Raw genomic sequence first — 18,381 nt, forward strand, 5'->3', positions numbered from 1 at the left:
TTATGAAGAAGCTTCTCTCTATCCTTTCTGCCTCCCTCATGGCCTGCGCCGTGGCTTCGTGTTCTTCCACGAGCGAACCGGCGGGCGATGAGCCACAGTTTCAACAGAACTCAGCCAGCTCCACTAGCTCTGAGTCTGCCTCCAGTAGCTCTACTGAGGCCGCGGCGTCGAGCAGCGCCAAGCCCGATAAAGACAAACCCGGCGGATTGAAGGAACGCGATCCGAAGGACTTTATGGCCGGCGGTGATCGGGCGAGTATTCCGAACCCCATCCCGGCCGTCAAGAGCCCTGATGGGCGCGTCCTCTGCCTCATTCACGAAGAGACTGACGGCCCAAACTGCAAGGTGGAGTTTGCTGATCCGCCAATCTATCCGGGGCCAGTCATGCAAAGCTGGAGGTCAAACGCGGTGAGCTACCGCAGTGACCGTGGCTTCTTCCCTGTGTGGGCCATCGAGTTCTATAGGCCCACCGAGGTTGAAACGCTCAACGAGGGCGAGACCGTGAGCTTTGACGGTGGAACCTTTGAGGCGCACAGCGGCAATGAGTTCGTGGTCAAGTCGAACGGGCACCACTTCACCGTCAAGGATGATGGACAGTACTACTCCGATACCTTCCCGGCGAAACCGGACGCGGATGGCATTGCCAACACCGGTGCGGTGTGTGGTGAGAGCGGCACGCGTGGTGAAGACACCGGTTTGGTCTACGTGCAAGAGGACGGCACGAATTGCAATGACGCCATGGAATTGTTGGATGAATACGCCAACCATGATTGGCAGGCTGGCGAGGGCGGAAGCCGTGGCCACCTCGAGACTGACCTAGGACACTGTGCATACGGTGCGCCGAAACTGTGGGAGGATACCCCAGAAAACCGGCTGCTGGGCTGCAGCCTGGATAGCGGTGGCAGCGTCGTGGTCATCACGTCCCGCAACATGGAAACGATTCCTTAAAACCCCACCACCTGCCGGGGAGCGAGGAAACCTCGCTGCCCTGGCTCATGTGGCATCCCCGGCTAGCTTGCGAGTACTCTAAACTCCTTGCGCGCTGACATCGGAAGCGTTGGCGCGAGTATCCCCAGAGCAGAGAAAAGAAAGGTGTGGCTGGCCGCATGTCCGCTGAGATTCCCTCCAAGGTAGTCATCAACCTCAGCATCCTGGTGCTGGGAGCGATGGTCATGATTCTCAACGAGACCTCGCTGTCCGTCGCACTACCAGCCATCATGGCGGACTATGGCATCCCCGCCACGAGCGCACAGTGGTTGTTGACGGGATTCATGCTCACCATGGCCGTCGTCATTCCGACCACCGGTTACCTGCTGGAGAGGCTCACCACGCGCCAGATTTTCTTCGCCTCTGCCGGGTTCTTCCTGGCAGGCACCGTGGTGGCGGCCCTTGCGCCGAGCTTCGTCGCTCTGCTCCTCGGGCGCGTCCTGCAAGCAGGCGGGACTGCGTTGATGATCCCCACTCTCATGACCGTGGCCATGACTCTGGTCCCACCGCAGCGCCGCGGCACGGTGATGGGCATTATTTCTGTGGTTATTTCCGTCGCCCCGGCGCTGGGCCCCACGGTCGGCGGGGCAATCCTCAACCGCTTCACCTGGCACGTCATTTTTTGGGCCATGGTGCCGCTCATCGCTCTCATCCTGGTGGCTGGTCTCTGGCGCCTGAGTGATGTGGGTGAGAACCGCGATACCCCACTCGACGGTCCCTCCGTACTTCTTTCTGCTTGTGCATTTGGCGGTCTGATCTATGGTTTGTCTTCGATTGAAAAGATGCTGCAGGGTGGCGCCTGGGTAGACATCGCCGTCACCGTGGTGGGCGTCATCGCGCTCATCGTCTTCATCCGCCGGCAGCGGCGTCTGGCGCTCGAGGATCGTGCACTAATGGATATGCGCCCCTTCCGCGTTCGCAACTTCACGCTCGCGGTGCTCATCCTGGTATTGTCCTTCGGCCTGATGCTGGGAATGGTTACGGTCTTGCCCATCTACCTGCAGACCACCCTGGGCGTCACCGCCTTTGCCACGGGTTTGGCGGTGATGCCGGGTGGAATTCTCCAAGCATTTCTTTCCCCGATTGTGGGCCGACTCTTCGATTCCTATGGCCCGCGCCCGCTCATGATTCCGGGCTCGCTGTTTATGGTGGCCAGCCTGTGGCTCTTGGCCACCTTGGGCGAGAACTCAGCCGTGTGGATGGTTGTGGGCATGCACGTTCTCTTCTCCTTCGGCATGTGCCTGATGATGACGCCGTTGATGACAACAGCGCTGTCCTCGCTTCCGGAGAAGCTGTATTCGCACGGGTCGGCCATCATGAACACCTTCCAGCAACTGGCGGGTGCGATGGGAACGGCCTTCCTCGTTGTCTTCCTCACGCGCGGCACCCAGGCCGGTGTCGCGGCGGGGATGGGACCAGCCGCAGCGACGGCACAGGGAACGCACTGGGCTTTCCTCTTCGCTGGCGTGGCCGGCACCGCCATTGCGGTGATTGCGCCGCTGCTCAAGCGCGTGAATTAGCACAGCGGCATGTTCAGGCGAAGCTCCTCTGCATCCTCGCCCCACACGAGAACGGCGTCGGTCGAGTCCTCGGCGCCCATGTAGAACACCGGCTCGGTGTCGGAAACGTCGTAGCTGCGCACGGTGCACTGTCCGTTGGACAGTTCCTGTGCATCCTGCGTCGGGGCGGCTGCATCGCGCTTGGCGACGTCCCCGTACCGCGCCACGGAGTAGCCCACACCGTCACCAACGCAGGTGATTTTCGCGTCCTGACCATCTTCCGGTTCGCGGGCATCGCAGGTGGCACCGCTGAAGCCTTCCCCGCCGGGACGGGAGCTGATGAGTCCCGGGTGGTCGTCGACAAGCGCCTGCTCCGCCTCGGACCACGCCGGCCGCCCCAAGAAGAACCACAGTAGGCCGCCGATCAGAGCTAAGAGGAGAAGCCCCACGCCGAGCCCGGCGAAGACTTTCTTCTTCGAGGTCGACTTGCGCTTGGTGGAGCCTTTCGCGGGAGCGGGAGCTGCGACCTGCGGTTGGGGCTGCGTTCCCCACCCCTCCTGCGGGGCGGGGGAGTAAGGCTGTTCTGGCTGCCACTGCGGTGTGCCCGTTGCGGCGGTGTTCGTGCCACTGGTATTCGCACCAGCCGTGTTCGTGCTGGTCGTGCCCGCGCTACGCAGCGAATCAACGACGGCAGCAGCCGAGGGGTAGGCGGCAGCTGCGCGGAAGGAAGGGCAGGCGGCGGCGACGATGCGCGCGAGGCGGTCGATTGCTTCTTTCGCTGTTGCGTTGGGAGCTTCGTTAGTTGAGGCTGGTCCGACCGCAGCGAAGAAGGCATTCGAGCGGTTATCGGTCAGGATGATGCGACGCGGATTGAGCGCGCGGATGGCGTAGTTGGCGCGGCCCTTGTTGAGCAGAAAATCGGTGGCGTCTGCCAATGGAGCAAAGACGGCGAGGGCTTCCTCCCGGGACAGGTGGTGCGCGCCAACGCCGGAGGAGGTGAAGTTAGAAAGCTGCTCGCCCGGCAGACTGCGGCGCACAAAGAATTCCTGACCGCTGTTCATCGTGCCTGTGCCCACGATGGGTGCGATGGCGCTGTGCTGTAGCTGCCCCATAATGCCGGACTGGCGGAGTACGCCGCGGTGCTCCGGGGCGTAGATTTCCACGAGCATCTCATCGTGTGAGGGATCTTCTACGAGGAAGAGCGTGGAGTCGGCTCCTTGGTCCAAGACTGCCTTTTGGCGCAGCTGGTGCTGGGTGGTGAAAAATTCTGGGAGCATAGACACGGTGAGGGGAAATCCTTCGCGGAGAGTCGACGATGAGATTTATAGAATCCTCTTCATTCTAAGGGGATGAAGCCTCCATGGCAGGCTGGTGCGTGATGCGGGCTTTCTACTGCCTGTTCGCTACCGGCGTACAGTGCCGTTGCCTGCGGAAACGGGGATTTAGGGGAAGTGGGGAGAAAAATCGTGAATGGAGTGTCCGCCCCGCGCGTTAGAGTGGATGACACATTTAAAGCGAAAGGTAAGAGGTAATGTTCGAGAGGTTTACTGACCGTGCTCGCCGCGTCATCGTTTTGGCGCAGGAGGAAGCACGCATGCTCAACCACAATTACATCGGCACCGAGCACATCCTCCTGGGGCTTATCCATGAAGGTGAAGGTGTAGCAGCCAAGGCCTTGGAGTCCATGGGCATCTCGCTGGAGGATGTCCGCCGTGAGGTGGAAGAGATCATTGGTCAAGGTTCTCAGCCGCACACAGGCCACATCCCATTTACCCCGCGCGCCAAGAAGGTCCTCGAGCTCTCGCTGCGTGAGGGCCTCCAGATGGGGCACAAATACATTGGCACCGAGTTCCTGCTCCTCGGCCTCATCCGTGAGGGTGATGGTGTGGCTGCGCAGGTGCTGACCAAGTTGGGTGCTGACTTGCCGCGCGTTCGCCAGCAGGTTATCCAGCTGCTCTCCGGATATGAGGGCAACGAGGGCGAAGGCAACCAGTCCCAGGGCGGTGCCGGCCCGGTTGGCGCTGGTGCTGGCGCTGGCCAGGGCGGCCGTGGCGGCTCGGGCGGCTCCGGTGAGCGTTCCAACTCTCTGGTGCTGGACCAGTTCGGCCGCAACCTCACCCAGGCTGCGCGCGATGGCAAGCTGGACCCAGTGGTGGGCCGCGATTCCGAGATCGAGCGCATTATGCAGGTGCTGTCCCGCCGCACGAAGAATAACCCGGTGCTCATCGGTGAGCCCGGCGTGGGTAAAACCGCCGTGGTCGAAGGCTTGGCTCTCGATATCGTCAACGGCAAGGTCCCGGAGACCCTCAAGGATAAGCAGCTCTACTCGCTGGACCTGGGCTCCCTGGTGGCCGGTTCGCGCTACCGCGGTGACTTTGAGGAACGCCTGAAGAAGGTGCTCAAGGAGATTAACCAGCGCGGTGACATCATCCTCTTCATCGATGAGATCCACACCTTGGTCGGCGCCGGTGCCGCCGAGGGCGCTATCGACGCCGCGTCGCTGCTGAAGCCGAAGCTGGCCCGTGGCGAGCTGCAGACCATCGGTGCCACCACGCTGGATGAGTACCGCAAGCACATTGAGAAAGACGCCGCTCTCGAGCGCCGCTTCCAGCCGGTCAAGGTGGAAGAGCCTTCTCTCGATGACACCATCCTCATCCTCAAAGGCCTGCGCGATAAGTACGAGGCACACCACCGTGTCTCCTATACCGACGAGGCACTGAAGGCGGCGGCCTCCCTGTCTGACCGCTACATCAACGACCGCTTCCTGCCGGATAAGGCCGTGGACCTCCTCGATGAGGCCGGTGCCCGCATGCGTATCAAGCGCATGACCGCTCCGGAGGGCCTGCGCGAGGTCGATGACCGCATCGCTGAGGTCCGCAAGGAGAAGGAAGCTGCGATCGACGCCCAGGACTTTGAGAAGGCCGCTGGCTTGCGCGATAAGGAGCGCAAGCTGGGTGAAGAGCGCGCGGAGAAGGAAAAGCAGTGGCGTTCCGGTGACCTAGAGGAGATCGCTGAGGTCGGTGAGGAACAGATCGCAGAGGTCCTGGCTCACTGGACTGGCATTCCGGTTCTCAAGCTCACGGAGAAGGAATCCAACCGCCTCCTCAACATGGAGGAGGAGCTGCACAAGCGCATCATTGGCCAGGACGAAGCCGTCAAGGCTGTGTCCCGCGCCATTCGCCGCACCCGTGCTGGTCTGAAGGATCCGCGCCGTCCTTCCGGTTCCTTCATCTTCGCCGGCCCGTCCGGTGTGGGTAAGACGGAGTTGTCGAAGTCCTTGGCTAACTTCCTCTTCGGTTCGGATGATGACCTTATCCAGATCGATATGGGTGAGTTCCACGACCGCTTCACCGCCTCCCGTCTCTTCGGTGCTCCTCCGGGATACGTCGGCTACGAGGAAGGCGGCCAGCTGACGGAGAAGGTCCGCCGTAAGCCGTTCTCCGTGGTCCTCTTCGACGAGATCGAGAAGGCCCACAAGGAGATCTACAACACCTTGCTGCAGGTGCTGGAGGACGGCCGCCTGACCGATGGCCAGGGCCGCATCGTGGACTTCAAGAATACGGTGCTCATCTTCACCTCCAACCTGGGCACCCAGGACATCTCGAAGGCCGTGGGCTTGGGCTTCACCGGCTCCTCGGAGAATGATTCGGATGCGCAGTATGAGCGCATGAAGAACAAGGTCAACGACGAGCTGAAGAAGCACTTCCGCCCTGAGTTCCTCAACCGTATCGATGAGATTGTGGTCTTCCACCAGCTCACCCAGGAGCAGATCGTCGAGATGGTGGAGCTGCTCATCGGACGCGTCGAGAAGCAGCTTTCCGAGCGTGACATGGGCATCGAGCTCACCCAGAAGGCCAAGGATCTTCTTGCCAAGCGTGGCTTCGATCCGGTCTTGGGCGCTCGCCCGTTGCGCCGCACCATCCAGCGCGAGATTGAGGACCAGCTCTCCGAGAAGATCCTCTTCGGTGAAATTGGCGCCGGTGAGATCATCACCGTGGATGTTGAAGGCTGGGATGGTGAGTCCAAGGACAACTCTTCCGCAACCTTTACCTTCACCCCGCGTCCGCGCCCGCTGCCGGAGGACACCTTCGACAAGGAGCTCGAGGAAACCGCCGTGCGCGAGGCCGATGAGGAACTAGCCACCGAGATCGATGAGGGATCCCACGGTCCGAATTCCGATGGTCCTGACACCGTCACCCCGGATGTCCTCGATGAGTCTGGTAGCGACTCCGCCGAGGAATCCCACAACAACGATGGTGATGACGGCAATCCGCCGCCGGCTGGTGCCGGTGCTGGCCAGCCGCTCTAAGCGCTGACTTGGGCCCCGCGCTGGGCCTATAAGGATTAGCCCCGAACCGCATGCGAGTGACACTCCGTGCGGTTCGGGGCTTTCTTTGCGTGACCGGTGGGCGGGACGGCCCGGTGGGCGGCGTGCCCACAACTAGAACAGAATCAGCACACTGTCTCGTGGGATTCGTGTTCTGGGGGCTCGATTTGGATGGTGGAGTGCTCGATGCCATGTTCGCGCAGAACGTGCTGGGCGGCATCTAACAGCGGACCGGTGTCGACGGTGCCGTCGCGCACGATGTGCACGGTCGTGAGAACGTTGACTCCGTCCAGGCTCCACAGGTGCAGGTCATGGATGTCGGCAACGCCTTCGACCCGACGCAGCACGGGTTCGATCACGCTGGCGTCGAAGCCCGCCGGAACCTGCTCGAGCAGAACGCTTGCCGACAACCGCATGAGCTGCCACGCGCGTGGGAGCACCATCGCCGCGATGACTAAAGAGGCGATCACGTCCGCCGCCACAAATCCCGTGGTCAGCACCACGATGCCCGCTACGATCACCGCGACCGAGCCGAGCAAGTCCACCAGTACGTGTAAGAACGCGCCTTCCACGTTGATCGAGGACTCGCGGTGCCGGTGCAGCACCCACGCCGAGAGCGCATTGGCTACCAGGCCGATCACCGCGATGATCAGCATCGCCTTGCCCTGTACCTCGGCCGGGCTCTGCAGGCGGCGCACCGCCTCGACGACAATCCACACTGAGATTGCCAGCACCATTACTGCGTTGGCTAGCGCCGCAAGTACCTCTACTCGCCGGTAGCCGTAGGTGGCCTGGGCTGATGCTTGGCGCCGCCCAACCAACACTGCGATCACCGCAATGATGAGTCCCGCGGCGTCGGAAAGCATGTGCATCGCATCCGCCATCAGTGCCATCGAGCCCGCCAACCATCCGCCGATTAGCTCCGCGAAGAAGACAATGCCGGTAATACTGAGCGCAATCAGGAGCGCGCGCAGCGGCGTGCTGGAGTGATCATGGTCGTGGTGCTCGTGTGCCATGCACTCAGCCTATCACCACCAACGCTTATTGACAATAAAATGAAAACGTATGGCGGCGGGCAAAAGTGTGCGTTCTAGCTCTACTTGGCCACGCCGAGGTCTACCAGAGCTTTCTTTGCTACTTCAGGGTCATCACTCTTGATCATGTACTCAACGATTCCCTTATCATCCGCGAGGATCTCCTGAACAGTGAAGATGGCCTCCAATCGCTGTGCCTTGAATGTGGAACCGCGCGTTGATTCTGCCGGAATCTCAGCGGCGTCCAAGACGGGCTTGCCGTCACGAACGGCGGCGGTGGCAGCAGGATCATCGGTGAAGACTACATAACCAACCTCAGGCGCCTTCGGTAGTATCCACGGAACAGTTGGTGCCCTTCGCTTCTGGGGCAGGGGAGTTATCCGCGCCGTAGTAGCTGAACATCACTTCATAATCTGTGCACACTTCCACGAAGTCAGCAATCGGCTCGGGCGCATGGTCGGTAGGAGTGAGGCCGCTTTGAGCGTCGCCAGCAGTATCGCCACCGGTCTCGCCGGCGGTGTCACCGTTGGAAGCCCCGGAATCGGCAGGTGCTTCAGCGGCGGGCTGCGCAGGCGCGGCGGAATCCTCAGACTTGTCACCAAAGAGGGCATCTTTAGCTGCGACGTAACCAATCGCTACCACCACGATGACCGCGATTACTATCGGAAGGAGCAACAGCTGCTTCTTTACACTGAGGCCTTGCTTCGGGGCATCGGTATGGGAACCTGTCGTGCCCGCGGTGGGGTTTGACGTGGAGGCGGTGCCTGATGCATTCTTCGAAGCTGCGCCTGGGTCTAGTAGTGAGCCATGCTTGATGAAATGGCGGTAGCCATTATCCGCAACTGTCTGGCCTTCTTTGATGTGTGATGTGTCTTCCGCCCCGTTAAGGTGATCGGGCGAACCCGGGTATGCAAGTCGGCTCATTATTCAGTCCACCACCGTGAATCAATATCGGAATACAGGGAGCGCATCGACTCAACGCGCGCTTCCACGCTGTCGCGATTGAGACGGTGCTTGTTTTCTTTCCACCGCTTAAAAAGCTCCTCCGAAGACACCGCGCGCGAGGCCTCCGTTCGTGCCTCCCGGCCTGCGGTCAGGGCCCACTGGGCGGCAAACTGCACGCGACGCGCGGCCTTTTCCGTGAACCCGCTCCACACTTTGTACGTGTTGTAAAGCTGAGCCACGACGGCCCAGCCATCCTGGTAGGGCAGAACTGTGACGTTGCCCAGGTTGTCAAGTTCAAGGAACTCAAAATGAGATGGATCCTTCTTATCGGCGGTCACGAGGATCCTGCGGTTGGTGACAAACGCGGCACCATCCACCCCGCTTGCTTTCGTGGCGGCGGCTTCTAGCACAATCTCGTCGACACCAAGGCCTTCTACAACGGCTGCGGCGGCAGCGTGCACAATCTCGGAATCACCAGCACGTTTAAGCGCAGCACCGAGATCTGGCCGGTCTGTCATTGCAATTTGGGGTCCTGTCATGCACACGAGACTAACAACACATCAAAAACTGTGACTGGGTGCGCTGAATTATGGCGTAGATCACCCCCAGCATAGGGGTGATGGATGGGGCACCACGGAACCGCGCCAGAAACCTCGGTACGTTGTGTGGGTATGAGCTCAACGTTCACGCCAGCAAAGTTTGATGACACTTGGATCTACCGCCTTACAAAGTTCCCATGGCCGGAACCGGCGCCGAGCAACGATGAGGTGCGCCGACACTCTTGGGGAATGACGTACAAGAGCAATAAGGCGTTTGCGACCCCGCTAGGGGTTGAGGCCATCAACGCAAGGGCGGCCAAATACTACAAAACATCTCTCGAGCAAAACTGGGGGGTCACTGGTGCACAGGAAGCGTATCAGGTTATTGATGCTCTGCTCGAAGGTGGCCAGCACGTGGAAAATGACCTGGTTTTACCCCTCGCATACGCCGTGAAGAACGTCCCCGAGCGCGAGCTAGACGCGGAAGTGGAGGAAAAGGTCGAGTTCCTCAAAGACTTCTTTATTGCCCAAGGCGCGGATCCGCGCCTTGGAGAACATAAGTTCCGCTACCTCGTGAGGATGTTGCGCTCGGAGGGCTTTGCCAAAGCAGCGGCCCCGGCACTGCCCACCACTACGCGCGCATGGGACATAATCCGTGTTCACGCCGTTGGTGGCCCGGCAACGGAGCTGGGGTGGATCTCTCCAGAAGAGTTCCTTCAGATTTCAGACAAGGCCGTGGCGGCGCTGCAGCGCTACTTCGTGTCGTGGGCTGACGTAGCCGCAAGTTTCTGGTGGGGCCGAATGATCTGGGCGAGTGATGGTGAGCCCGACGTCACCGCTGCGATGAAGGATCAATCGCAACGGCTCACCGAGCTGCTCGCACACAGTGATTCGCCTTGGGTGCGTGTGCCCTTGCACGACATCCAGGCCGGGGAGCCATTCTCATCCTTGGGTGGTTTGCACTAAGTCTTAGGAAGCCTGGCAGTTGGTGGGCGCCGGCACATCCCGGAAACGGTCAATCAGATAGTCCACGCCGCGTGGAACCGAGCTGATGATGCCAACGGCGTGGTTGGCCCCGGAGTGGGGAAGAACGTCGACGGGGTCGGCGGCGTCAAACCGGACGGTGCCGCCGAGTGAGCAGTAGCTACCGGCCATCGCGCGAGCTTGCTCGTAGGGGATGAGGTCATCGGTGGGGGAGTTCATGACCAGCATCGGGGCGTTGAGGGCACGCTGGCCCAGTCGTTGCTCCGCAAGCATCTGGGCGGCAGCCGGTTTGCGGCGCACAAGTTCGCCGAAGGACTCGCCCGTCTTGGTCAGCTGGCTGGTGCGGGTAAAGCCCCACGTCGCAATCGAATCACCAATGCAGGCGTGGGCGGCGCTGGCAAGGAAGTGCATGCCGCGCGGGTTCATCTCGGTGACGATCTCGTTATAAAAATCAGGGCTGCGCTCCGCATAGCCGTTGATGGCATAGCCCAACACGTGAACGATGGAGGAGCCATCGACCGCGTTCATAACCTCGAAAAGATCGGCCGGTGGGGCACCGGCGTACGTGCCCTTGACGTTGAGCTCGGGCGCATAGGTAGCCGCGTACTCGGCTGCGGCCGCGGCAGCACCGCCTCCTTGGGAATAGCCGGCAAAACCCACGGGGGCATCTATCGGCGCGTTCGCGTGGCGGAGGGTGGCGCGGGCGGCGTCGAGAACCGCGTGTGCTTCCTCGATGTGGTTGACATAGGTGTGGTGACCTGGTGTGCCGAGTCCAACCAGGTCGGTCGTGACCACGCGCACGCCCTGCTGCGCGGCGTATTGGTACAGCGCGTACTCGTAGTTCATATTGAGCGTGACCTGATTGGCCGGTCCCAGCGCGACGTTGCCCACCGACTGCGTGGCATTGGACGGAGCGCACTGGTCGCCCGCGCCGCGGGTGCCGGGTGCGAAGATGATGGTGGGGCGCTCACCCGGGCCGCTCCAGGCAGCGGAAGGCTCGTAGATGACGCCGGTGACGGTGGCGGGGGAGCCGTCCATGAGCGTGGACTCATAGGAGATCTTCTCCGCAGTGACGCCGGAGACGCCTGCGAGGTGGTCAATCGGATGGGCAGAGGTCGGCGTGCCGGGTGTAGCCGATGCTGTGACGGGCAACAGCGCAGAAGCCGCCAGCGTAAGGGCCGCCGCGAGCGCGCGAGGAGAGATTAGATTCATGCCGTAAGGGTAATCGTTCTGTCGCCGGTACGCAGCGACTTCGCTGCGCTGAGACGTCGCTGCGCTAAGCTAGCGCGCATGGGCATTTATTTTCGCAAGCGCAAGAAGACCGGAAAAAACAGCTGGATCAATCTCTCCGGCTCCGGTGCCTCGATGTCGACAAAGGTCGGTCCCGTGACCTTTAACTCCCGCGGCGGCATGTGGGTCAATCTTCCCGGTGGACTGAACTTCCGGGGGCGCTGGCGCTAATGACTTCTCACCCCAGCAGCGACTATGTCCGTATGGGGTACGAGGCCGACGTCGTCCTGCGCCTAGGCATGATGCTCATGGGTGCGGGAACGTCCGGCTACCGCGTGCTGCGCGGCATGAAACGTGCCGCCCGCGCGCTCGGCTTTGATCGGCTCGACGCCAACGTTGGCGTCACACAGATCACCTGTACGTTCCACCGTGGCCGCGACTTCCGCACGGTGGTGGCGCAGCAGCATTCGCCGGCTGTCGACGCTTCCCGGATCGAAGCCCTAGAGGACCTGACCCACCACCGGCTGTACGCGGGCATTACGGCGGAAGAACTCACAAAGATGCTCGACGTCATCGAGGCCAACGTGGTCAAGCGGTGGAACCGCTGGCTCCTAGCTGCGGCGGCGTCCATTGCGTGCGCCTCTTTCGCGGTCCTGAACTTCTTTACGCCGCTGGCGATTCTGCTGGTAGCCCTCGCCGCCTTTTGTGGCCAGCTCACCCGCGCGGTTCTGCACGGCAAACACGTCCACCAGCTGGGCTGCATCGTGGCAGCCGGAACGGTGGCCAGCCTCGTGTACTTCTTCACCACCGAGGCCGTGGCCGCCGCCGGGGTGGCGGACCCGTCAGAGTTTTCCTCGGGCTACGTGGCCGCGGTGCTCTTCCTCATTCCCGGCTTCCCGCTGTTCTCCGCGCTCATTGACCTCGCGCGCTTCGACTTCGAGGCCGGGCTATCCCGCCTGACCTATGCGCTGACGGTGATCACCGCCGCCACCTTTACCGTGGCCCTAGTCAGCTGGACCACGGAGCTCACTCCGGAACCGGGCATCCCCGACTATGCGCCGGTGTGGTACCTCGCCGCCGCGGCGGCCAGCTTCTTGGGCATTTCCGGATTCGCGTTCCTCTTTAATTCCTCGCGCCGCATGGTGCTCGTGGCGGCCGCGGTGGGCACGGTGGCCAACCTCGTTCGCCTTATCCTTATCGGGGTCGGGGCCACAAGCTACGTCGGCGCGTTCGCCGGCGGTCTCATCGTGGGGCTTTTGGGCGCGGTGGCCTCCAAGCGCGCGCATCTACCGCGCATCACCACGACGGTGCCGGCGTCCGTCATCATGATCCCGGGAACCTCCATGTTCCGCACGGTTTATCACCTTAATGTTGGCAACATGGACCAGGCGTTGAACAACTTCGCCACTGCCTCGATGGCCGTGGCGGCCATTGGTTGCGGGCTCATCCTCGCCCGCCTGCTGACTGACCGCGATTGGACCTTCGGTCACCTCATCGATTTCTCGCACGTGCCTAGTGCGGCAGGTGAAACAGGCCCTGCTCGTTGATGTCCATTAGGCCATCCTCGATAAGCGAGGCCTGCGCCCGCGAGCGCTGCGCCGCGTCCGGCCACACCGCATCCAGGTCGGCCTGGGAAACTGGGTGGGGTGAGCCGCGGAGGACGTCGAGAAGCAGCCCGCGCACCTGCCGGTCCGTGCCGGTGAACTTCTGCACGCGCTTCTTTGCCCGCGCTGCCTCCTCTTCGCTGGGTTCCGGACAGCCCGCGAGCTGCCACGCGCACGAGGCCTTGATGGGGCAGGCGGCGCAGTCGGGGTTCTTGGCTGTGCACACCAGTGCACCGAGCTCCATGAGCGCGGCGGAAAAACGTGGCCCATTCTCCTCCGGAAGCAGTGCTTCCACCTGTGCCAGCTCGCGTTTTGTGGGAGGCGGCGCGAGGAAGCGGCCCTCCTCGGCACGGGCATAGACGCGGCGCACGTTGGTATCCACCACCGGGACGTTGTAGCCAAAATGGAAGCACGCTACGGCGCGCGCGGTGTACTCACCGATCCCGGGCAACGCCAAGAGCTTGTCGACGTCCCCCGGAACCGCCCCCTCACCAATCTCCTTCGCGCACTCCCACAAGCGCAGCGCGCGGCGCGGGTAGCCCAGCTTTCCCCAAGCGCGCAGTACGTCCGCTTTGGACGCCGCCGCGAGGTCGTGTGGGGTGGGCCAGCGGCGCATCCACTCCTCCCACTGTGGGGCCACGCGTGCGACGGGGGTCTGTTGGCTCATGACCTCGCTTAAGAGCACACCCCACGCTGAGGTACCCGGTCGGCGCCACGGCAGGGGGCGCTCATGGGCATCGAACCATTCCACGACAGCTTGGGTATCCATAGGCACCTCAGTGTAGGGCGCTGAGGTCTAAGCTAAGAAACATGCCTTTAGCAAAAGTTCCTCAAAATCCACAGAAAGTGTGGGAAGCCCTCCAGCAAGGTAATCAACGCCTCGTTACGGGCAACCTCATCGCCGTTAACCAGGACGCGAAGCTGCGCGCTGGCCTGACCCAGGGCCAGGATCCGCGCGTCATCGTATTGGCCTGCTCGGACTCCCGCGCGCCGATCGAGCACGTGTTCAACATTGGTTTCGGCGATGCCTTCGTCATCCGTACCGCGGGCCACATTTTGGACAGCGCGGTGATGGCCTCGCTGGATTATGCCTTAGAAAACCTCCACGCCAACCTGCTCGTTGTCATGGGACATCAGTCCTGCGGCGCAGTGGGCGCGGCCAAGGACTTCCTGGATGGTGGCGAATTGCCCACGGGCCTGCAGCGCCCGATCATCGAGCAAGTTGCCGCGGCCTCGATGGTGGCCAAGCGTGATGGCCGCGAAGAGCGCGCTGACTTCGAGCGCGAAAACACCGCGCAGGTGGTTTCCCAGATCATCTCCGATATTCCGGCTGCACGCCGGCTTCTCGACGCCGGAACGCTCGGCATCGTCGGCCTGCGCTACCTCCTTGAGGATTCCAGCGTGGAAACCGTCGTCCTGCACGGAGTTCATTAGCCCTGGGCGCTGGGCGGGCCCCAAGCGCGTAGAAGCCGCTGCTCAAGACACGCGGCTTGGGGCTGGCCCGGGTTGGGCTCGAGTCCCCTTAAACTAAGACCTGTGACTGAGCCATCCCGTACCCCGAAGCAGCTGCCGCGAGAGATCTACGTGCGTCGTCGCGTCGCCGCACTCGTGGCGATCTTGGTACTCGTGGTTGTTCTTATCTTCGCTGCTACCGCGCTCTTTGGCGGTTCGAAGGAGGACTCGGCGGCCGAGTCGCAGCAGGCAGCGGTTTCGGATACCTTGGCACCTTCGGAAAAAACAACCTCCGCAGCGGAAACGACGGAGCCCACCTCAGCCAAGGAATCCGCCGAAGCGACGGGTTCGACGGAACCGGCGAAATCCGAGGCGGGCGAGTCCGGCAAGGAAGAACCAACCTCAGAGGCGAAGCCGGATGAGCTGACCGTGGACCCGTCCAAGACGACGTGCTCCCTCCAGGACCTCAAGGTGCTGGCCAAGACCAATGAGGACAGCGTGCCGGCCGGCAAGATGCCGACCTTCTACCTGGAGGTTTTTAACCCGACGACAAAGGATTGCTCCATCGACCTCGATGAAGAGCAGCTGCGCTTTGAGGTTTACAAGATGGGCTCTAACGAGCGCGTGTGGGCCGATACTGACTGCTATGCCTCTGTAGAAACCGGCAAGCAGACCTTCAAGTCCGGTGAGACCCGCTACTTCCAAGCGGATTGGTCCCGCAAGCGCTCCGAACCGGGCAAGTGCACCGAGCGTGAGGAAGCCGAGCCGGGTGCTTACTTCCTGCATACCGTCATCGGGGAAAACTACTCCCCAGCGCTCCCGTTCAACCTGCTTTAACGGCGGCGATAGCCTCGCTCAGCGTTGCCGCTTGGCGCACCTGCATACCGCCGCCGCTTTCTATCTCCCCGGGCGGCACGATGGCGTGGCGGTAGCCCAAGCGGGCCGCTTCCGACAATCGGCGGTCTAGGTTGGGCACGCGGCGCACCTCGCCGGCGAGGCCGACTTCCCCGATAACCACGGTCTTCGGGGGTAGCGGCTGCTCGTGCAAGGAGGACCACGTGGCGAGTGCTACGGCAAGATCCGTGGCCGGTTCCTGAATCTTCATCCCTCCCACCGTGGCCACGTAAGCGTCCTTATCGTTGGTGCGCTCGCCCGCGCGGGCCTGCAGCACCGCGAGCACCATGGGGACGCGGTTGGCGTCGAGCCCCGTCACCACGCGCCGCGGGTTCTTGGCCACGGGATCGACGGTCAGCGCTTGTACCTCGGCCAAGATGGGGCGCACACCATCCATGGCGACGGTCACCGCGGAGCCATCCGGGGTGCTGCCGCGGTGGGAGAGAAAGAGGCCGGAAGGATCCGCGACCTCCCTGATTCCGGCCGCTGTCTGCTCGAAGCAGCCCATCTCATCGGTAGCGCCAAAGCGGTTCTTCAGGCCGCGAAGCAGCCGCAGTGAGGATTGGCGGTCACCTTCAAAGTTCAAGACAACGTCCACGAGGTGCTCGAGCACGCGTGGTCCGGCGACGTTGCCGTCCTTGGTCACGTGCCCGACGAGGAGGATAGGGATGCCGGTGGTTTTAGCTAGCGTGGTCAGCGCTGCGGTCACAGCCCGTGACTGCGCTACGCCGCCAGCGACGCCTTCGACCCCGGCGGCGTGCATGGTTTGGACGGAGTCCACGATAAGCAGGCTGGGCTTAAGCTGCTCTACATGGCCAAAGACGACGTCCAGGTTTGACTCGGCCGCAAGGTAGAGCGTCTCGTGCAAAGCCCCGGTGCGCTCCGCGCGGGCGCGAACCTGCCCGGCGGATTCCTCCGCGGTGGCGTACAGGGCGGTGCGGCCCAACTGTGCCCAGCGGGAGGCTACCTCCAGCAGCAGAGTGGATTTGCCGACTCCCGGCTCTCCCGCCATGAGCACGACCGAACCAGGGACGATGCCGCGGCCGAGAACGCGGTCAAGCTCCCCGATGCCGGTATTGATGGCCTTCGTCGCTGACGCGCCGACCGTCGTTATCGGCACCGCCGGGCTCGTCGGCGTCAAGCCTGTGGGGCGCCGCCCAGACACGGCGGCTTGGGCGGCGGTACTGCTTTGAGTCGCCGCGGTTTCCTGCAGCGTCCCCCACGAGCCGCACTCAGGGCAGCGGCCAAGCCACTTGGGGGAGACGAAGCCACACTCAGAACACGTGTGGACGGGACGAACCTTTTTTGCCATGTCTCACACTCTAGTAAGCCGCGTGGACATCCAGTGTGCTCGTGAAATGAAGTAGGTCTTTCTTTCACTTACCGCGCGCGCTACTCATGAAGGCGTTACAGTGTTAAGCAGGTTACTCCAATGTGTGTGCCTGTCCCTCTTCATATCTGTCCGATTCTCTAGTAAGAAGGTAATTCTCATGAAGATTCGTCGCACTCTCGTTGCCGCTGGCGCTGCTGTTGCCATCGCTTTTGCTGGTACCCCGGCTGCTTCCGCAGCGCAGGCGCCGGAGCCGCTGGCTTCCGTTCTGACCCAGATTGCTAACACCGCTGGCTACGAGGCTCAGAACATCATCCTCGTCCCGGCTGCCCTGTCCTCCTTGGGCTTCCTGTCGAACCTGCTGTCCTAGTCCAGACCTCTCACACACAAACCTCACTATTCAAGGAGACAAAATGAAGATTCGTCGCACCCTCGTTGCCCTGGCCGCTGCTACCTCTCTGGCCGTTGCAGGCACCCCGGCCGCTTCTGCTGCTACCTACCCAGAGCCGCTGAACCAGGTTATGGATCAGATGGTTAAGGTCGGTGGCCCGCAGGCGCCGAACCTTCTTCTGGTTCCGGCTGCTCTGTCCTCCCTGGGCATCGTGAACTCCATCGTTGTGCTGGCTATGACCTCTTCTCAGGCCTAAGCACCTCACTGGCGCTGTAGAAAAGGCCACCGCGTGTATCTCATGCGGTGGCCTTTGTGCATCTACGGAAGCACTAATACGAAACGCAACCGCCCCAACTGACGGAGTTGAATCCCCTGATTCGAAGATCCGGGAAAACTTTGGCAGCTGGGGCGGTTGTGCTTTGAGGAGAAGGCCTACTTGTTCTCGGCGTAGCCTTCGGTGGACTGCGGGTCGCGGTCGAAGTCACCGGACTGCAGCGGGGAGGCGGACACGGTGGCATCAACCTCAATGGTGCCGGTGTTGAAGGTGAAGGTCACCGGGCGGGAGCCGCCGAAGGCGTAGTCCTCGTTCTCCAGGGAGGTGGTCACGTAAGTGATGTTCTTATCCTTGCCGTCCTTGGGGAGGCGGTCCAGGTTCGTCTGGGAATCAGCAAAGAGGGAATGATCGCGGGGGAGCGGCTCGACGCCCTCCAGAGGAACATCCTGGCCGTCGACGCTGACAGACTCGAGGACGACGTCGTTGACCTTGTAGCCCTGGTTGACGGCGACGAACTTGAGGGAGGTCTCACCGGTGTCCGGCTCAACCTGAATGGTGACGTCACGCACGGCCACCTTTCCATCTTCGGAGCTTGCGGATGCGCCGTCGACAGCAATCACCTTTTCCGCGGTCTGAGCAACATGACCGGCCGAGCAGGACGCCAAGGCCAGCGCGGAGAGGGCGGTAACTGACATGATGGCACCGCAGCGAGCGGCGGACTTCAGGGACTGCACTGTGAGTGTCCTCCATTGAATTGCGATCACAAAGCTTATCAACGCTTTAGCCTAGTACCTCTGGGGAGAAAGCACACAGTTTCCAGCAAACCCCTTGGGTAGACCGGGGGTAGCCGAGCTTTCTATGGGGCGTCACCGTGGTGTAAAGCGGCGGGCAG

General features: G+C 62.0%; 19 protein-coding genes. 10 read left to right on the top strand and 9 right to left on the bottom strand.

Annotated elements, in window-relative coordinates:
* The first annotated feature begins 2 nt into the window (after positions 1 to 2).
* Positions 3 to 947 carry a hypothetical protein gene (locus tag HMPREF2808_RS00525; RefSeq protein WP_070532269.1) on the top strand — a complete coding sequence of 315 codons (945 nt, stop codon included), beginning with the start codon at positions 3 to 5 and terminating at the stop codon, positions 945 to 947.
* Positions 948 to 1,105: 158 nt separating this feature from the next.
* The gene (locus HMPREF2808_RS00530) at positions 1,106 to 2,506 is read left to right on the top strand and encodes an MDR family MFS transporter (protein WP_070523012.1); all 1,401 of its coding nucleotides are present in this window, start codon (positions 1,106 to 1,108) and stop codon (positions 2,504 to 2,506) included.
* On the opposite strand, the gene HMPREF2808_RS00535 is transcribed toward HMPREF2808_RS00530, so the two are convergent.
* Positions 2,503 to 3,762: a serine/threonine protein kinase gene (locus HMPREF2808_RS00535; RefSeq protein WP_070522755.1), complete on the bottom strand. Its 1,260-nt coding sequence runs from the start codon at positions 3,760 to 3,762 to the stop codon at positions 2,503 to 2,505. The two genes, HMPREF2808_RS00530 and HMPREF2808_RS00535, sit on opposite strands and share 4 nt — an antisense overlap.
* Positions 3,763 to 4,016: 254 nt before the next feature.
* Here HMPREF2808_RS00535 and HMPREF2808_RS00540 point away from each other — a divergent pair, with 254 nt between their 5' ends.
* On the top strand, positions 4,017 to 6,794 hold the full coding sequence (locus tag HMPREF2808_RS00540; RefSeq protein ID WP_070522758.1) for an ATP-dependent Clp protease ATP-binding subunit: 2,778 nt from the start codon (positions 4,017 to 4,019) through the stop codon (positions 6,792 to 6,794).
* A 143-nt stretch (positions 6,795 to 6,937) separates the two neighbouring features.
* Here HMPREF2808_RS00540 and HMPREF2808_RS00545 read toward each other — a convergent pair whose 3' ends face one another.
* The 4 genes from HMPREF2808_RS00545 to HMPREF2808_RS00555 form a co-directional block, all read right to left on the bottom strand.
* Positions 6,938 to 7,828: a cation diffusion facilitator family transporter gene (locus HMPREF2808_RS00545; protein WP_070522760.1), complete on the bottom strand. Its 891-nt coding sequence runs from the start codon at positions 7,826 to 7,828 to the stop codon at positions 6,938 to 6,940.
* An 80-nt stretch (positions 7,829 to 7,908) separates the two neighbouring features.
* Positions 7,909 to 8,094, bottom strand: coding sequence for a hypothetical protein (locus HMPREF2808_RS13650; RefSeq protein WP_246818486.1), 186 nt, complete (start codon positions 8,092 to 8,094; stop codon positions 7,909 to 7,911).
* Between the two features lie 67 nt (positions 8,095 to 8,161).
* Positions 8,162 to 8,770, bottom strand: a complete 609-nt coding sequence (locus HMPREF2808_RS00550) for a hypothetical protein (protein WP_246818487.1) — start codon at positions 8,768 to 8,770, stop codon at positions 8,162 to 8,164.
* Positions 8,770 to 9,330 (bottom strand): hypothetical protein, encoded by a 561-nt coding sequence (locus tag HMPREF2808_RS00555; RefSeq protein ID WP_070564096.1) that lies wholly within the window; start codon positions 9,328 to 9,330, stop codon positions 8,770 to 8,772. Before HMPREF2808_RS00555 ends, HMPREF2808_RS00550 begins: the two co-directional genes overlap by 1 nt.
* A 249-nt stretch (positions 9,331 to 9,579) precedes the next feature.
* On the opposite strand from HMPREF2808_RS00555, the gene HMPREF2808_RS00560 reads away from it, so the two are divergent.
* Positions 9,580 to 10,296 carry a DUF1266 domain-containing protein gene (locus tag HMPREF2808_RS00560; RefSeq protein WP_246818488.1) on the top strand — a complete coding sequence of 239 codons (717 nt, stop codon included), beginning with the start codon at positions 9,580 to 9,582 and terminating at the stop codon, positions 10,294 to 10,296.
* A 3-nt stretch (positions 10,297 to 10,299) separates the two neighbouring features.
* Here HMPREF2808_RS00560 and HMPREF2808_RS00565 read toward each other — a convergent pair whose 3' ends face one another.
* On the bottom strand, positions 10,300 to 11,526 hold the full coding sequence (locus HMPREF2808_RS00565; RefSeq protein WP_070623010.1) for a lipase family protein: 1,227 nt from the start codon (positions 11,524 to 11,526) through the stop codon (positions 10,300 to 10,302).
* A gap of 78 nt (positions 11,527 to 11,604) precedes the next feature.
* Here HMPREF2808_RS00565 and HMPREF2808_RS12855 point away from each other — a divergent pair, with 78 nt between their 5' ends.
* Both HMPREF2808_RS12855 and HMPREF2808_RS00570 read left to right on the top strand, forming a co-directional pair.
* Complete coding sequence (locus tag HMPREF2808_RS12855) at positions 11,605 to 11,775, top strand: DUF4236 domain-containing protein (RefSeq protein WP_083299135.1); 171 nt, start codon at positions 11,605 to 11,607, stop codon at positions 11,773 to 11,775.
* A complete protein-coding gene (locus tag HMPREF2808_RS00570; protein WP_070532280.1) occupies positions 11,775 to 13,091 on the top strand; it encodes a threonine/serine exporter family protein in 1,317 nt (438 codons plus the stop codon). Before HMPREF2808_RS12855 ends, HMPREF2808_RS00570 begins: the two co-directional genes overlap by 1 nt.
* Here the strand turns inward: HMPREF2808_RS00570 and HMPREF2808_RS00575 are convergent.
* Positions 13,057 to 13,917 (bottom strand): HhH-GPD family protein, encoded by an 861-nt coding sequence (locus HMPREF2808_RS00575; protein WP_070596947.1) that lies wholly within the window; start codon positions 13,915 to 13,917, stop codon positions 13,057 to 13,059. The two genes, HMPREF2808_RS00570 and HMPREF2808_RS00575, sit on opposite strands and share 35 nt — an antisense overlap.
* Before the next feature lie 41 nt (positions 13,918 to 13,958).
* Here HMPREF2808_RS00575 and HMPREF2808_RS00580 point away from each other — a divergent pair, with 41 nt between their 5' ends.
* Both HMPREF2808_RS00580 and HMPREF2808_RS00585 read left to right on the top strand, forming a co-directional pair.
* Positions 13,959 to 14,582: a carbonic anhydrase gene (locus HMPREF2808_RS00580; RefSeq protein ID WP_070522781.1), complete on the top strand. Its 624-nt coding sequence runs from the start codon at positions 13,959 to 13,961 to the stop codon at positions 14,580 to 14,582.
* Positions 14,583 to 14,684: 102 nt separating this feature from the next.
* Entirely contained in the window at positions 14,685 to 15,437 is a 753-nt protein-coding gene (locus HMPREF2808_RS00585; protein WP_070522784.1) for a hypothetical protein, read from the top strand.
* Here the strand turns inward: HMPREF2808_RS00585 and radA are convergent.
* Positions 15,424 to 16,806: a DNA repair protein RadA gene (gene radA / locus HMPREF2808_RS00590; protein ID WP_070623013.1), complete on the bottom strand. Its 1,383-nt coding sequence runs from the start codon at positions 16,804 to 16,806 to the stop codon at positions 15,424 to 15,426. The two genes, HMPREF2808_RS00585 and radA, sit on opposite strands and share 14 nt — an antisense overlap.
* Positions 16,807 to 16,984: 178 nt before the next feature.
* Here radA and HMPREF2808_RS00595 point away from each other — a divergent pair, with 178 nt between their 5' ends.
* Both HMPREF2808_RS00595 and HMPREF2808_RS00600 read left to right on the top strand, forming a co-directional pair.
* Positions 16,985 to 17,194 (top strand): hypothetical protein, encoded by a 210-nt coding sequence (locus HMPREF2808_RS00595; RefSeq protein WP_070532290.1) that lies wholly within the window; start codon positions 16,985 to 16,987, stop codon positions 17,192 to 17,194.
* Positions 17,195 to 17,237: 43 nt separating this feature from the next.
* Positions 17,238 to 17,471 (top strand): hypothetical protein, encoded by a 234-nt coding sequence (locus HMPREF2808_RS00600; protein WP_070564069.1) that lies wholly within the window; start codon positions 17,238 to 17,240, stop codon positions 17,469 to 17,471.
* 176 nt (positions 17,472 to 17,647) lie between these two features.
* On the opposite strand, the gene HMPREF2808_RS00605 is transcribed toward HMPREF2808_RS00600, so the two are convergent.
* Positions 17,648 to 18,223 carry a hypothetical protein gene (locus HMPREF2808_RS00605; RefSeq protein WP_070564066.1) on the bottom strand — a complete coding sequence of 192 codons (576 nt, stop codon included), beginning with the start codon at positions 18,221 to 18,223 and terminating at the stop codon, positions 17,648 to 17,650.
* Positions 18,224 to 18,381 lie beyond the last annotated feature (158 nt).

This window comes from Corynebacterium sp. HMSC078A10, from assembly GCF_001811565.1.
Taxonomy (GTDB): Bacteria; Actinomycetota; Actinomycetes; order Mycobacteriales; family Mycobacteriaceae; genus Corynebacterium; species Corynebacterium hesseae.